The following is a 14177-nucleotide window of genomic DNA, read 5'->3' on the forward strand; positions in this document are numbered from 1 at the left end:
TCTGTTTGAGACGTTGACCGCGCCTAGGCAGCGCGGCGGATCAGGATGTGCTTCTTCTTGCCGAGCGATAGCTTGATCACGCCATCAGCGGTGATCTCTTCGCTGCCGATGATCTTGCGCTCGTCGCTGACGGCCTGGTCGTTGATGCGCACCGCACCGCCCTGAACGTGGCGGCGGGCCTCGCCGTTCGAGGCTGCAAGGCCGGCGCGGACGATCAGCGACAGAAGGCCGATGCCACCGTCGAGTTCGGCAGCCGGGACGTCGACAGCCGGAAGGTTCTCGGCAAGGCCGCCTTCCTCGAATGTCTTGCGGGCGGTTTCGGCAGCCTGCTCGGCGGCAACACGACCATGCAGGATCGCGGTGACCTCAGTCGCCAGGATCTTCTTGACCTCGTTGATCTCGGAACCGGCAAGCGCTGAGAGGCGTGCGATTTCGTCCATCGGCAGCGTTGTGTAGAGCTTCAGGAAGCGCGAGACGTCATCGTCCTCTGTGTTGCGCCAGTATTGCCAGAAGTCATAGGCCGACAGCATGTCCGCGTTGAGCCAGACAGCGCCGGTCGCAGACTTGCCCATCTTGGCGCCGGAAGCGGTCGTCAGCAGCGGCGAGGTGAGGGCGTAGAGCTGCTGCGTCCCCATGCGGTGACCGAGGTCGATGCCGTTGACGATGTTGCCCCACTGATCCGACCCCCCCATCTGCAGACGGCAGTCGTAGCGCTTGGCCAATTCGACGAAGTCGTAGGCCTGCAGGATCATGTAGTTGAATTCGAGGAACGACAGCGACTGTTCGCGGTCAAGGCGCGTCTTGACGCTGTCGAAAGCCAGCATGCGATTGACCGAGAAGTGCCGGCCGACATCGCGTAGGAATTCGAGGTAGTTGAGCGATCTCAGCCACTCTGCGTTGTTGATCATCAACGCATCCTTCGGGCCTTCGCCGTAGGAGAGGTAGTTCGAGAAGACGCGCTTAATCGAAGCGATGTTGCTCTCGATCGTATCGACGGTCATCAGCTGCCGCGCTTCCTCCTTAAAGGAGGGATCACCGACCATGCCGGTGCCGCCGCCCATCAGCGAAATGGCGCGATGGCCGGTCGCCTGCATCCAGTGCAGCATCATGATCTGGATCAGCGAGCCGGCATGCAGGCTGGGAGCGGTGGGGTCAAAGCCGATATAGGCCGTTACCGGTTCCTTGGCGAAGAGTTCGTCGAGGCCCGTTTCATCGGAAATCTGATGAATGAAGCCGCGCTCTTTCAGCGTACGGAGGAAATCGGATTTGAACTCGGACATGACCTTTTGCTCTCGGGTGCGGATTTTCGGATTGGCTATTGTTGAAGTGACGCGGCGCGTTTAGCACTGTTTTGCCGAACAGTCACCATTTGGCGAGAATCTTCCAGCGAGGGGTCATGGAGAAGATCAGGACCGCGATCGGCTTGATGAGCGGAACATCAATGGACGGCATCGATGTGGCGCTGCTGCGGACCGACGGCCGAGCCTTCGTCGAGCGCGGGCCGTTCCTCGGTGTTCCGTATGAGCCAGCCTTCCGCGACCGATTGAAGCTGGCGCTGGAGCAGGCGAAGTCTATTGCGCAACGTGAGCAGCGGCCGGGCGATCTGGCGTCTGTCGAGCGTGAACTGACGTTACGTCATGTAATTGCCGTGAGGGAATTTCTGGCTACGAATGCGCTCGATGCCTCGTCGATCGACGTCATCGGCTTTCACGGCCAAACAGTGTTACATCGCCCGGACGAAGCGCTGACGGTCCAGATCGGGGATGGGGCGCTTTTGGCACGGGAAACCGGCATTCCTGTTGTCTACGATCTTCGTGCCAACGACATGATGCATGGCGGCCAGGGCGCGCCATTGGTTCCGGTCTATCATGCGGCGCTCGCCGCCAACGTCCCTCATGCCACATTGCCGGTCTGCTTCGTCAATATCGGCGGGATCTCAAACCTGACTTATATTGGCGCGGAGGGCGTCATAGTCGGTTTTGACAGTGGCCCGGGCAATACGCTGATCGACCAGTGGGTCGAAACCCATGCGGGCGTGCCGTTCGATCAGGGCGGCATGATAGCCTCCGAGGGACGGATCGTGGGGGAACTGGCCGATCGCTATTTGAATAGCCCGTTCTTCACCGCAGAGAAGCGGCGCTCGCTCGACCGCAACGACTTTCCGCCGCCGTCGGGTGCAGATGCGGAGCTTGTAGACGGCGCCCGCACACTTGCCTATGTCGCGGCCGCCTCGATCATCAAGTCCGCCGGTCACTTGCCGGTCACTCCGACCCTCTATGTCATCAGCGGTGGTGGTCGGCTCAATCGCGTGCTGATGCAAGATTTGAAAGATATCGCCCATCGCAAGGGCGCCGAGGTGATAAAGGCGGAGCAGGCGGGGTTCAATGGCGATTCCATGGAGGCTGAAGCCTGGGGCTATCTCGCGGTAAGGTCGTTGGACCGCTTACCATTGACATTTCCCGGCACGACCGGCGTGCGTGCGCCGGTCAGCGGCGGCGTCGTGGTGAAGCCGTGATGCAACGGGCGATTCTGGAGACGCCGCGCCTAGTCGCGGTCATGTGGGGACCTGACGACGCGGGCCTGATCCATGAGCTTCACTCCACGATTGAGACGACACGGTATCTTTCGGGCACTGCGCCGTGGTCGCGTGAGAAGGCCGAGGAACGGCTGCGCAATTGGTTCGGCGAGCAGGAGCGGGATGGAGCCACCAAGTACAAGATCCTCAGTCGTGACGACGGCCGCTTCATTGGCCGCGCGGGCTTTTCCCTGCTTGACGGTGAGCGGCGGGATTTCGAACTCGGCTATTCGCTTCGGTTCCAGGAATGGGGCAAGGGTTATGCGACGGAGATTGCCGGCGAGTTGGCGGAATGGTTCTTCGAACGGAACTTCGCGCAGCAGTTCATCGCATTCACGCATCCGGACAATGCCGCATCTCAGCATGTCCTAACGAAAATCGGCATGCGAAGCCGCATGCCGATGATCATTGACGGATTGACCTGTCCGACGTTCGAACTGACCGCCGGGATGCGGACCGCTTAGCGGATCCGCTTGGCAGCCGGTTCCGGCACGAGTTCGCCGTTCAGGCGGCGATCGAGGTAATCCTCGCATTCGCTCATCAGCGTCTCGACCTGGCCGTTGAAGAAGTGGTTGGCGCCAGGCACCGTGCGGTGCGTGATCAGGATACCCTTCTGCGTCTTCAGCTTCTCAACGAGGCCGTTTACGTCCTTCTCGGGCGCAACCTTATCGGCTTCGCCGTTGATGATGAGGCCGGAAGACGGGCAGGGCGCGAGGAACGAAAAATCATACGTGTTCGGTTGCGGCGCGATCGACATGAAACCTTCGATTTCGGGGCGGCGCATTAGAAGCTGCATGCCGATCCAGGAGCCGAAGGAATAACCGGCGACCCAGCAGGTCTTCGAATCAGGATGCAAGCTCTGTACCCAGTCGAGCGCGGACGCGGCGTCCGAAAGCTCGCCAGCGCCGTGGTCGAATTCACCCTGGCTGCGACCGATTCCCCGGAAATTGAAACGCAACGTCGTGAACCCGCGCTTCTGGAACATGTAGAAGAGCTGGTAGACGATCTGGTTGTTCATCGTGCCGCCGAACTGGGGGTGCGGGTGCAGAATGAGGGCAATCGGTGCGCTTTTTTCCTTGGAGGGCTGGTAGCGGCCTTCAAGACGGCCGGCAGGGCCGTTGAAAATGACTTCGGGCATCGGTACTCCGGCTTTTATTTTTCGCGTTCGGCCCTGCGTAAGACTTGACGAATGTTGTCAGCTTTTTTAAAACGCAGTTTAGAACAATTCGAAACTTGCATGACGATCCACGCATTGTGGGATGTGTCATAAGGCAAGCCCGGCCGAAATTTCAAGGAAAATGAGCCGAGCCGCCTCGCAAGGATTTAGCGCAGGACAAAAGATCATGGCGCCGCCACGCCTTTATCTCGATTGGAACGCGACTTCGCCGCTGCATCCGAATGCGCGCGACGCGGCCCTGCGCGCGTTGGACCTGTTCGGCAATCCAAACTCGGTCCACGGCGAAGGCCGAGCCGTTCGTGCTGCGATCGAGCATGCACGACGCCAGGTGGCGGCACTTGCAGGGGCTGATCCGGCCCATGTAATCTTTACGAGCGGCGCGACAGAGGCAGCCAATATGGTGCTGACGCCCGAGTTCAGGATGGGGCGCACGCCGCTTAAAGTCAGCCAGCTTTACTATTCTGCCGTCGAGCATCCTGCGGTGCGGGAAGGCGGTCGCTTCCCGAAGGAACAGACGGCGGAAATTCCGGTGACGGAGGCCGGCGTCGTCGATCTCGATGCGCTTGGTGCTTCGCTTGCCGCTCATGACAAGTCGGCCGGGTTGCCGATGGTCGCGGTCATGCTCGTTAACAACGAGACCGGCATCGTCCAACCGATTGCCGAGGTTGCGAAGCTGGTGCAGGCGCATGGCTGCCTTCTTGTTGTCGATGCCGTACAGGCAGCCGGTCGCTTGAAGCTGGATATCAACGCGCTCGGCGCCGATTTCCTAATCGTCTCATCGCACAAGATCGGCGGCCCGAAAGGCGCCGGTGCGCTTGTCACGCGCGGTGAAGTGCTGATGCCGCGACCGCTGATCCATGGCGGCGGCCAGGAGAAGGGTCACCGCTCGGGGACTGAGAACTCGCTTGCGGTGATCGGGTTTGGTGCTGCCGCCGAAGCTGCGATGGAATTTGAGGCACGCAACGAAGCGATCTCGGTGCTCCGTGACCGACTGGAAACCGGAATGCGAGGCGCGGCACCTGATGTCGTCATCTACGGCTCCGAGGGCCAGCGCGTTTCGAACACGACTTTCTTCACCCTTCCGGGGCTGAAGGCCGAAACGGGCCAGATCGCCTTCGATCTCGAAGGTGTGGCGCTTTCTGCCGGGTCTGCCTGCTCGTCCGGCAAGGTCGGCGAGAGCCATGTCCTGGTTGCCATGGGGCGAGACCCAAAGCTCGGCGCTTTGCGCATTTCGTTGGGCTTTGCCACCACCGAAGAGGAGATCGACAAGGCGATTTCGGTCTTCGCGAAAATAGCCGCTCGGCGCAAGCCGGCCGGGGAGGCGGCTTGACCGCTTCATAAATTTGCGGAAACGCAATTTTCCGCTTGCCATTCGGGCTGAAAAGTCCCTTTTGGCCACCTACATACGGGGCAAACGATACTGCCCGAACGACAAGCTGCCGGACCTTTTCTCCGGCAAGATTGGAGAATGACATGCCCGCCGTCCAGGAAACGGTTGATCGCGTTCGTCAGATTGACGTCGATCAATACAAATACGGTTTCGAGACCATTATCGAAATGGACAAGGCGCCCAAGGGCTTGTCCGAAGACATCATCCGTTTCATCTCCGCCAAGAAGCAGGAGCCGGAGTGGATGCTCGAATGGCGTCTGGAAGCCTACAAGCGCTGGCTGACCTTGGAGGAGCCCACCTGGGCTCGCGTCGATTATCCGAAGATCGATTTCAACGACATCTATTACTACGCCGCGCCGAAAAGCACGCCCGGCCCGAAGTCGCTTGACGAAGTCGATCCTGAAATCCTCAAGGTCTACGAAAAGCTTGGCATTCCGCTCAAGGAGCAGGAAATCCTGGCTGGCGTCGAGAAGCCGAAGATCGCCGTCGATGCCGTCTTCGACTCTGTCTCCGTTGTCACGACCTTCAAGGAAGAGCTGAAGAAGGCCGGCGTGATCTTCATGTCGATCTCGGAAGCCATTCGCGAGCATCCGGAACTGGTGCAGAAGTACCTCGGCTCCGTCGTTCCGACCTCCGACAATTACTACGCGACCCTGAACTCGGCCGTCTTCACCGATGGTTCGTTCGTGTTCGTTCCGAAGGGCGTTCGCTGCCCGATGGAGCTGTCCACCTATTTCCGCATCAACGAAAAGAATACGGGCCAGTTCGAACGCACGCTGATCATCGCCGAGGAAGGCGCATATGTCTCATACCTCGAAGGCTGCACCGCGCCGCAGCGCGACGAAAACCAGCTGCATGCCGCTGTCGTTGAGCTCGTTGCGCTCGATGATGCCGAGATCAAGTACTCGACGGTCCAGAACTGGTATCCGGGCGATGCGCAGGGCAAGGGCGGCATCTACAACTTCGTCACCAAGCGCGGCGATTGCCGTGGCGACCGCTCGAAGATTTCGTGGACGCAGGTCGAGACCGGTTCGGCTATCACCTGGAAGTACCCATCCTGCATCCTGCGCGGCGATGACTCCAGAGGCGAGTTCTACTCGATCGCCGTCTCCAACGGCCACCAGCAGGTCGATAGCGGCACGAAGATGATCCATCTCGGCAAGAACACGTCGAGCCGTATCATCTCCAAGGGCATCGCTGCGGGCGTGTCGCAGAACACCTATCGCGGCCAGGTCTCGGCGCACCGCAAGGCATCCAACGCCCGCAACTTCACGCAGTGCGACTCGCTGCTGATTGGCGACAAGTGCGGCGCCCACACGGTTCCCTATATCGAGGCGAAGAACTCCACGGCGCAGTTCGAGCACGAGGCGACCACCTCGAAGATCTCGGAAGACCAGCTCTTCTATTGCCTGCAGCGCGGCATTCCGGAGGAAGCGGCGATCGCCCTGATCGTCAACGGCTTCGTCAAGGAAGTCCTGCAGGAACTGCCGATGGAATTTGCTGTCGAAGCGCAGAAGCTCATCAGCATCTCGCTTGAAGGCAGCGTCGGCTGACGCGACACGACATGAATGCGCGAGGGCGCGTGGATCGCGCCTTTCTCCGATTGCTTTTTATGGGAAAACACCATGCTTGAAATTAAGAACCTGCACGCCCGCATCGCCGAAGATGGCACCGAGATCATCCGCGGCTTGAATCTCACCGTGAAGGCCGGCGAAGTGGCCGCCATCATGGGCCCGAACGGCTCCGGCAAGTCGACGCTCTCCTACATCCTGTCCGGCCGCGAAGACTACGAAGTCACCGAAGGCGACATCCTCTACAACGGCGAGAGCATTCTGGAGCTCGACGCTGCCGAGCGTGCCGCCAAGGGCATCTTCCTGGCCTTCCAGTACCCGGTCGAAATTCCGGGCGTTGCCACCATGCAGTTTCTCAAGGTTGCGATGAACGAGCAGCGCAAGGCGCGCGGCGAAGAAGAGCTGAAGACGCCGGACTTCATGCGCCTCGTCAAGGACGCAGCCGGCAAGCTGCAGATCAACACTGAAATGCTGAAGCGCCCGCTGAACGTCGGTTTCTCCGGCGGTGAGAAGAAGCGCGCCGAAATCCTGCAGATGGCCCTCCTGCAGCCACAGCTTTGCGTTCTCGACGAAACCGACTCCGGTCTCGACATCGACGCGCTGAAAATCGTTGCCGACGGCGTCAACGCGCTGCGTTCGCCGGATCGCGCTGTCGTCGTCATCACGCACTACCAGCGCCTGCTCGACTACATCGTCCCTGATACCGTTCACGTTCTCTACAAGGGGCAAGTGATCAAGTCGGGCGACAAGACGCTGGCACACGAGCTGGAAGCCAATGGCTACGCCGACATCATCGGTGCGGCAGCCTGATTGAGGCGGAAAGGACGAGTCTCATGAACATGCAGACGACGAGCCGCCAGACCGCCGCGGAAGCGGCGCTCATCGAGGCTTTCAACAACCAGATCGGCGAACTGCCGGGCGACGGTTCGGTCATCGCCATCCGGGACAGGCTGCTTGACGACCTGAAGAAGGCCGGTTTGCCGACGCGCCGCATCGAGGCCTGGCACTATACCGACCTCAAGACCCTGCTGCGCGCCATTCCGGATCAGGCTGGCGACGCCGGCTCCGAAGCTCGCGACCCGCTGGTCGAAGAGTCCTCCGTTTTGTCGGTTATTCAGGGTGTTCCAGATCTTAAGGCTTCGGTCGATGGTCTGGACATATCAGGCTATGCGGCTCAGCTCTCCAACGGCACGGCTGCCACCAGCCTCGGCGCGCTCGGCAATGACGACGCGATCGGCCGGATCAACGGCAGCTTCGTTCGCGATGGCTACGTCATTGACGTTGCCTCGGAAACGACGTTTGACGAACCGCTTGAGATCCAGTTTGTTCACGCTGGCGGCCAGACGCATACGCGCCTGCCGGTCACCTTCGGCGCGAACGTAAAGGCGACGGTCATCGAACGTCACCTTGCAGTGACTTCGGATTCGGCTTTCGTGTCCCACATCAGTGACATCACGGTTGGCGAGGGTACCGAGCTCACCTGGATCATCACCCAGCAACAGGGCGCTGATGATACGCACCTCGGCCAGATCCGTGTCGATCTCGGCGCCGATGCCAAGCTGAAGCTGTTCGTCATCAATGCCGGCGGCAAGCTGGTTCGCCAGGAACTGCACATCAAGGTGACTGGCGAGGGCGCCGATCTGACGCTTCGCGGGATCAACCTGCTGGGCGCTGAAACGCATACGGACGTTACCATGGTTCTCGGCCATAACGTCCCGCATACAGGTTCCACGGAAGTAATCCGTAACGTCGTCTTCGACCGCGCCAAGGGTGTATTCCAGGGTATGATCCGCGTTGCGCCCGATGCGCAGAAGACCGACGCGAAGATGGCGTGCAACACGCTATTGATATCTGACGACGCCGAGTTCTCGGTGAAGCCGGAGCTCGAGATCTTCGCTGACGACGTTCAGTGCGGTCACGGTGCAACCGTTGCCGACATCGACTACAACCATCTCTACTACATGATGGCGCGCGGCATTCCGGAGAACAAGGCGCGCGCCATGCTCGTCAATGCCTTCGTTGCCGAAATCGTCGAGGAACTGGAAGACGAAGCTCTGGTCGAGGCGCTGGAAGGCGTCATCTCGGCCTGGCTCGAAAAGCACGCCTGATCGGATAGCGTCATGGACAAGATAGTTCCGGCAACCGCATACGACGTCGAAGCCATTCGCAAGGATTTCCCGATCCTTGCGAAGGAAGTCTATGGCAAGCCGCTGGTCTATCTCGACAACGGCGCCTCCGCCCAGAAGCCGCAGGCCGTCATCGACGCGATTTCCCACGCCTATTCGAACGAGTATGCGAACGTTCATCGTGGTCTGCATTTCCTGTCGAATGCGGCTACGGACGCCTATGAGGGCGCTCGCGAGAAGATCCGGCGCTTCCTGAACGCGCCTGATATCAACGACATCGTGTTCACGAAGTCTTCAACGGAAGCGATCAACACCGTCGCCTATGGCTGGGGCATGCCCAAGCTCGGCGAGGGCGACGAGATCGTCATCTCGATCATGGAGCATCACTCCAACATCGTACCGTGGCATTTCATCCGTGAGCGGCAGGGTGCCAAGCTGGTCTGGGTACCCGTCGACGACGAGGGTGCTTTCCACGTCGAGGATTTCGAAAAGAGCCTGACGGAGCGGACCAAGCTCGTCGCGATCACGCATATGTCGAATGCGCTCGGCACGGTGGTTCCGGTCAAGGAAATCTGCCGGATCGCGCATGAGCGCGGCATTCCTGTACTGGTCGATGGTTCGCAGGGCGCCGTCCATATGCCTGTCGACGTGCAGGATATCGATTGCGACTGGTACGTGATGACCGGCCATAAGCTTTACGGGCCGTCGGGCATCGGCGTGCTGTATGGCAAGAAGGAGCGGCTCCGCGAGATGCGGCCCTTCCAGGGCGGCGGCGAGATGATCTTCGAGGTGACAGAGGATGCCGTGACCTACAACGATCCGCCACATCGCTTCGAAGCTGGCACGCCGCCAATCGTCCAGGCGATCGGGCTCGGCTATGCGCTCGACTACATGGAAAAGGTTGGCCGCGAGGCGATCGCGCGCCATGAGGCTGATCTCGCGGCCTACGCCGCGGAGCGGCTGCAGGCGGTCAATTCGTTGCGGGTGTTCGGCACGGCGCCGGGCAAAGGTGGTATCTTCTCCTTCGAGCTTGCCGGTCTGCATGCACATGACGTGTCGATGGTAATCGACCGTCAGGGTGTTGCCGTCCGCGCGGGCACGCATTGCGCCATGCCGCTCTTGAAACGCTTCGGCGTCACCTCCACATGCCGCGCGTCCTTCGGGATGTACAATACACGGGCCGAGGTCGATGCCTTGGCAGATGCGCTTGATTATGCGCGCAAGTTCTTTGCCTAAGGAGTGTCCATATGAGCTTGGACGAAAGCGAACAGAAGATCGACGTGCGCGAAGGCATCGTGCATTCCAGCATTCCGGCCGACGAACTGGCGCGGCTGAGCGACGACGTAATTTCGGCGCTCAAGACGGTCTATGACCCTGAAATTCCGGCTGACATTTTCGAGCTTGGGCTGGTCTACAAGATCGACATCGAAGACGATCGCATGGTGAAGATCATGATGACGCTGACTGCGCCGGGCTGCCCCGTTGCCGGTGAGATGCCGGGTTGGGTGGAGAACGCGGTCGGCGCGGTTGAGGGCGTATCCGGCGTCGAGGTCGAGATGACCTTCGATCCGCCGTGGACGCCGGACAGAATGTCGGAAGAGGCGCAGGTCGCCGTCGGCTGGTATTGATCGGTTAAGCTACTGGCACTACATTTGAATCATGAAACGCCGGACCTTGAATCCGTGCGCGGAAGGAGAAAAGGCCCATGGGCTTTGCAATCATGAGCATGACGGAGACCGCTGCGAACCGCGTGAAGGCGATCGTCGAGAACTCCGGACCAGAGGCCAAAGGCATTCGCGTCGGGATCAAGAAGGGCGGCTGTGCAGGGATGGAGTATACCATCGACCTCGTGACCGATCCGAACGCCAAGGACGATTTGATCGAGCGGGATGGCGCCAAGGTCTGGGTCGAACCATCAGCAGTGCTCTATCTCCTCGGCACCGAAATGGGCTTCGAGAGCACGACGTTGCGCTCCGGTTTTACCTTTACCAATCCAAACCAGACGTCTGCGTGCGGCTGCGGCGAATCCGTGGAACTGAAGCCTGCAGACCTTGCGGCGCTTGCTGCCCAGGGCAATGCTGTCGTGCCTGCGCACTGATTGTCACAATCATTCGAATTCTCGATGAGGCCGCCGGTTCGGCGGCCTTTTTGATTTTACCTCTTCGCAATAGCGCCTTAAAGGCTCTCTTTCGAAAGTCCGCGGGATTGTCTCCTGTGGAGGGGAAGCGACTGACCAATGCTATTGCTGTTTGCGAAGGGCGCCCTGCTGGGCGTCATCATCACGGCCCCGCTGGGGCCGATTGGAATGCTGTGTATCAATCGTACATTGGAGCGCGGCTTTACTGCTGGCTTCTCCTGTGGCCTCGGAACGGCACTCGGTGATGCCGGTTATGCCCTGGTCGCAGTAACCGGAATCGCGGTCTTCGAGCAGGCCATGTCGGTAGCAACGCTGCCTCTGGCGATTGGCGGAGGCTTATTGCTCCTGGCGCTGGGCTATCGAGGGCTGACGCACGATCCGGTCAGGGCTGCAAATGTCAGGGCGGCGGGCCTCCTGGGCACAACAGCTGCAACGTTTTTTCTGACAATCTCCAACCCGGCCACCATTCTCTCCTTTGGCGCGCTGTTCGCCGGTTTCGGGTTGACGGAGGAAACGCGGCGTTTCAGCTCGGCCGTGATCGTGGGCGGCGTCTTCAGCGGATCGCTTGCTTGGTGGTTTCTTCTGAGCGGTACGGTCAGTGTCGCCAGGGGCAAATTGCCAATGAATTTCACAGCAAAGGTCGTGCGCGGAACAAGCTATCTGCTGATACTCTTCGGCCTCGCAGCGCTCGCCTCAGCAGCCTACTCGCTCCTCTAGTTTCAGGCCGGCTCCCTTGAAGGCAGGCAGAATCCGCGATAGGCCTGCGACGTCACAAACAAGCGCAAGCCACTATGAATAAACGCATTCTTGTTACCGGCGGCGCCGGCTTCGTCGGCACACATCTTTGCAGAAGGCTGCTCGACGGAGGGCATCGGGTTGTCTGCATGGATAATTTCTCGACGGGCTCCATGCACAATGTCGCGGAATTGCTCAATAACCCCGCCTTCAGCTTGCTTACTCAGGACGTGAACGAGGCCGTGAACCTCGAGGTTGACGAGATCTATAACCTCGCATGCCCAGCCTCACCGGTCCATTATCAGGCCGACCCGATCGCCACGTTGAAGACGAGTGTCGTCGGCGCGCTCAACATGCTCGAGCTGGCTCGAGACAGGAGTATTCCGGTATTGCAGGCATCGACATCGGAGGTTTATGGCGATCCCCATGTCCATCCGCAATCGGAAAACTACTGGGGCAACGTCAATCCGATTGGCCCGCGTGCTTGCTACGACGAGGGGAAGCGGAGCGCCGAGACATTGTTTTTCGACTATCGCCGCCAGTTCGGACTACCGATCAAGGTCGTGCGCATCTTCAACACCTACGGGCCGCACATGCATCCCGCCGATGGAAGGGTTGTCGCAAATTTCATCAAGCAGGCGCTATCGGGCGACGACATCACCGTCTATGGCGACGGAACACAGACGCGGTCGTTTTGCTACGTGGATGACCTGGTCGCGGGTCTGATGGCCATGATGAGCGGTCGTCCGGATGTTACGGGTCCGATCAATCTTGGCAATCCGGAAGAGTTTACGATCCGACAGTTGGCGGACCTCATCCTCGAATTGACCAACTCCAATTCACGCATCGTCCATCGCCCTCTACCCGTAGACGATCCGCGTCAGAGGTTGCCGGATATCGAAAAGGCGAGGCGGCTTTTGGACTGGACGCCGAGCGTTCCGCTCCGCGACGGCCTGACGCGCACCATTGCCTACTTCAAGACCGTTCGTGAGGCACCGGTACTGGCAGCCGTTTAAGCCAGTTAGTCCCGATCCCAGTGTTCTTCGATGAGGTTGGCGGCGCGCCGCGCCTGGGTTGCGAAAGTAAGCTTACGTGCCAGCGCCTGACCACGTTCCGCAATGGCCTTGGCTTCGATTTGGTGGCTGCGCACCCAATCGATCTTCTCGCGAAAGTCCGACATGTCGGCAGCGACCGGTACATAGTGTTCGAACGGCTTGAGTTCGTCATAATACCACTGGCGAAAGCCGAATTGTGACTCGACCTTCAGCACGCAGCATCCGTAGAGCATGCGCACCAGGAGGTTCGACCAGGTGTTGGTATAGCCATCGATATCAATCGCGAACTTGCGCCCGAGCCAACTTTGGGCCGCAATCGGCTGCCCCAGAAGCTTTTGCCGGTCCGCCAGCGTGCCGTAGTCGTCCGCAGTCGGATGGAGATCGACGAACTTGACGTCCAGTCCCGCCATGTCCCTGAGTTTCAAGACCATCCGGATCCTCTGAAGGACGGCGGGATTGTTGATGTCTTCCGGCGAAAAGCTCGCCCAGCCGCAGCCATTCATGCCGCCGCGCCAGACGATGTCGTTCGAGCGCTCCTCCCAGCGCGGCGCTGTCTGGCCGCGCTCCAACTCGGCGGCAAAGCCGTCGTTCTGGAAGAAGTGCGGATCTGGCAGCCCCACATGCTGAGGCAACCGCACGGACGCCGCAAATCGTGCGTTGGAGACCGCCTCTCCATCCGAGGCGTTCACGGTGATGTACCTCACCTCTGGCGGACACAGGCTCAGCCAATAGGCATAGCTGCAGACCTTGTACCGCATGTATCCGGAAAACCACCGTGTCGCGGCGCTCTCGAGAACGAGGATGAACTGCTGCCCATGCCGCTCGATCCGAACATCTCGAGGCGGATTCCCGGCATCGGTGTAACCAATGCGTACCTTTGGCGGCTTGGCGCCGACCCGTTTGAACTCGCGCCTGAAATAGGGTGCAACCCGTCGCGTGCTGTAGAGGCGAAGCGGGTTGAGGGTGGAAGAATACGTCATCATATTCCTGAGCTTACGCGACAATCGTCAAACGATCGCTGACGCGCGGCAATCAATATGGTGGATTGGGGCCAAAGAACAGATCGCGTGTGTGCGCATGCAGCGCGCAAGCCGGTACCGAACGAAGGCTTGGTCCAAGGGAGGTTGGACCGGTTGTCAGCTCTTGATGTCGATGCCCGCTTCGACGGCAGCTTCTATGAAGGCACGTCGTGCATCCTCGTTCGTGCGCTTGCCCTTGACGACGTCGGCGCAGATCAACAAGGCGCGGTCGAGCGCCGGACCGTCTTCGGTCGGCCAATCCTCGATCATCGTCCAGGAGGCCGCCTGCGTCGTTGCGATCGTCACGTAGTTGCCCGGCTCTTCAAGGGCAAGCAGGACCGGCTTTGGCCAGGGAGCCTGCGTCAGAGAATCGCTGTCGTCTTTTGGCATTC

15 protein-coding genes are annotated in these 14177 nt (G+C 59.9%); 11 read left to right on the top strand and 4 right to left on the bottom strand.

All coding sequences use genetic code 11. The features are described from left to right. Positions 1-23 precede the first annotated feature (23 nt). A complete protein-coding gene (gene tyrS / locus AS026_RS18030; RefSeq protein ID WP_025661176.1) occupies positions 24-1280 on the bottom strand; it encodes a tyrosine--tRNA ligase in 1257 nt (418 codons plus the stop codon). A 116-nt stretch (positions 1281-1396) separates the two neighbouring features. Here tyrS and AS026_RS18035 point away from each other — a divergent pair, with 116 nt between their 5' ends. Then, positions 1397-2515, top strand: a complete 1119-nt coding sequence (locus AS026_RS18035) for an anhydro-N-acetylmuramic acid kinase (protein ID WP_062370842.1) — start codon at positions 1397-1399, stop codon at positions 2513-2515. Next, positions 2515-3039 (top strand): GNAT family N-acetyltransferase, encoded by a 525-nt coding sequence (locus AS026_RS18040; protein WP_062370844.1) that lies wholly within the window; start codon positions 2515-2517, stop codon positions 3037-3039. The genes AS026_RS18035 and AS026_RS18040 overlap by 1 nt, the downstream gene beginning before the upstream one ends. Here AS026_RS18040 and AS026_RS18045 read toward each other — a convergent pair. Further along, positions 3036-3713 carry an alpha/beta hydrolase gene (locus tag AS026_RS18045; RefSeq protein ID WP_007789602.1) on the bottom strand — a complete coding sequence of 226 codons (678 nt, stop codon included), beginning with the start codon at positions 3711-3713 and terminating at the stop codon, positions 3036-3038. The two genes, AS026_RS18040 and AS026_RS18045, sit on opposite strands and share 4 nt — an antisense overlap. Before the next feature lie 205 nt (positions 3714-3918). Here AS026_RS18045 and AS026_RS18050 point away from each other — a divergent pair, with 205 nt between their 5' ends. The 9 genes from AS026_RS18050 (at position 3919) to AS026_RS18090 (ending at position 12727) form a co-directional block, all read left to right on the top strand. After that, entirely contained in the window at positions 3919-5082 is a 1164-nt protein-coding gene (locus tag AS026_RS18050) for a cysteine desulfurase family protein (RefSeq protein ID WP_062370846.1), read from the top strand. Between the two features lie 143 nt (positions 5083-5225). Beyond that, positions 5226-6695, top strand: coding sequence for a Fe-S cluster assembly protein SufB (gene sufB / locus AS026_RS18055; RefSeq protein WP_018854908.1), 1470 nt, complete (start codon positions 5226-5228; stop codon positions 6693-6695). Between the two features lie 72 nt (positions 6696-6767). Further along, a complete protein-coding gene (gene sufC / locus AS026_RS18060; protein ID WP_018854909.1) occupies positions 6768-7523 on the top strand; it encodes a Fe-S cluster assembly ATPase SufC in 756 nt (251 codons plus the stop codon). A gap of 23 nt (positions 7524-7546) precedes the next feature. Continuing rightward, positions 7547-8821 (top strand): Fe-S cluster assembly protein SufD, encoded by a 1275-nt coding sequence (gene sufD, locus AS026_RS18065; protein WP_025661172.1) that lies wholly within the window; start codon positions 7547-7549, stop codon positions 8819-8821. A 12-nt stretch (positions 8822-8833) separates the two neighbouring features. Continuing rightward, a complete protein-coding gene (locus AS026_RS18070; protein WP_025661171.1) occupies positions 8834-10075 on the top strand; it encodes a cysteine desulfurase in 1242 nt (413 codons plus the stop codon). 11 nt (positions 10076-10086) lie between these two features. Then, a complete protein-coding gene (locus AS026_RS18075) occupies positions 10087-10467 on the top strand; it encodes an SUF system Fe-S cluster assembly protein (RefSeq protein ID WP_018854912.1) in 381 nt (126 codons plus the stop codon). 77 nt (positions 10468-10544) lie between these two features. Continuing rightward, positions 10545-10937, top strand: coding sequence for a Fe-S cluster assembly scaffold SufA (sufA, locus tag AS026_RS18080; protein ID WP_025661170.1), 393 nt, complete (start codon positions 10545-10547; stop codon positions 10935-10937). Between the two features lie 138 nt (positions 10938-11075). Beyond that, on the top strand, positions 11076-11693 hold the full coding sequence (locus AS026_RS18085; RefSeq protein ID WP_025661169.1) for a LysE family transporter: 618 nt from the start codon (positions 11076-11078) through the stop codon (positions 11691-11693). A 74-nt stretch (positions 11694-11767) separates the two neighbouring features. Beyond that, entirely contained in the window at positions 11768-12727 is a 960-nt protein-coding gene (locus tag AS026_RS18090; RefSeq protein ID WP_062370848.1) for a UDP-glucuronic acid decarboxylase family protein, read from the top strand. A gap of 5 nt (positions 12728-12732) precedes the next feature. On the opposite strand, the gene AS026_RS18095 is transcribed toward AS026_RS18090, so the two are convergent. Both AS026_RS18095 and AS026_RS18100 read right to left on the bottom strand, forming a co-directional pair. Then, positions 12733-13749 carry a glycosyl transferase family 90 gene (locus AS026_RS18095; protein WP_062370850.1) on the bottom strand — a complete coding sequence of 339 codons (1017 nt, stop codon included), beginning with the start codon at positions 13747-13749 and terminating at the stop codon, positions 12733-12735. A 153-nt stretch (positions 13750-13902) separates the two neighbouring features. After that, positions 13903-14175, bottom strand: coding sequence for a DUF982 domain-containing protein (locus tag AS026_RS18100; protein WP_051420074.1), 273 nt, complete (start codon positions 14173-14175; stop codon positions 13903-13905). Positions 14176-14177: the final 2 nt, after the last annotated feature.

The sequence above is a fragment of the Rhizobium altiplani genome (assembly GCF_001542405.1).
In the GTDB taxonomy this organism is placed as follows: domain Bacteria; phylum Pseudomonadota; class Alphaproteobacteria; order Rhizobiales; family Rhizobiaceae; genus Rhizobium; species Rhizobium altiplani.

Bases quoted from the DNA above. Each gene is read 5' to 3' on its own strand.
- AS026_RS18045 (WP_007789602.1), bottom strand. From the start codon at position 3,713: ATGCCCGAAGTCATTTTCAACGGCCCTGCCGGCCGTCTTGAAGGCCGC.
- sufA (WP_025661170.1), top strand. From the start codon at position 10,545: ATGGGCTTTGCAATCATGAGCATGACGGAGACCGCTGCGAACCGCGTG.
- sufB (WP_018854908.1), top strand. From the start codon at position 5,226: ATGCCCGCCGTCCAGGAAACGGTTGATCGCGTTCGTCAGATTGACGTC.
- AS026_RS18075 (WP_018854912.1), top strand. From the start codon at position 10,087: ATGAGCTTGGACGAAAGCGAACAGAAGATCGACGTGCGCGAAGGCATC.
- AS026_RS18095 (WP_062370850.1), bottom strand. From the start codon at position 13,749: ATGATGACGTATTCTTCCACCCTCAACCCGCTTCGCCTCTACAGCACG.
- AS026_RS18040 (WP_062370844.1), top strand. From the start codon at position 2,515: ATGCAACGGGCGATTCTGGAGACGCCGCGCCTAGTCGCGGTCATGTGG.
- tyrS (WP_025661176.1), bottom strand. From the start codon at position 1,280: ATGTCCGAGTTCAAATCCGATTTCCTCCGTACGCTGAAAGAGCGCGGC.
- AS026_RS18085 (WP_025661169.1), top strand. From the start codon at position 11,076: ATGCTATTGCTGTTTGCGAAGGGCGCCCTGCTGGGCGTCATCATCACG.
- AS026_RS18035 (WP_062370842.1), top strand. From the start codon at position 1,397: ATGGAGAAGATCAGGACCGCGATCGGCTTGATGAGCGGAACATCAATG.
- AS026_RS18070 (WP_025661171.1), top strand. From the start codon at position 8,834: ATGGACAAGATAGTTCCGGCAACCGCATACGACGTCGAAGCCATTCGC.
- AS026_RS18050 (WP_062370846.1), top strand. From the start codon at position 3,919: ATGGCGCCGCCACGCCTTTATCTCGATTGGAACGCGACTTCGCCGCTG.
- sufD (WP_025661172.1), top strand. From the start codon at position 7,547: ATGAACATGCAGACGACGAGCCGCCAGACCGCCGCGGAAGCGGCGCTC.
- AS026_RS18100 (WP_051420074.1), bottom strand. From the start codon at position 14,175: ATGCCAAAAGACGACAGCGATTCTCTGACGCAGGCTCCCTGGCCAAAG.
- sufC (WP_018854909.1), top strand. From the start codon at position 6,768: ATGCTTGAAATTAAGAACCTGCACGCCCGCATCGCCGAAGATGGCACC.
- AS026_RS18090 (WP_062370848.1), top strand. From the start codon at position 11,768: ATGAATAAACGCATTCTTGTTACCGGCGGCGCCGGCTTCGTCGGCACA.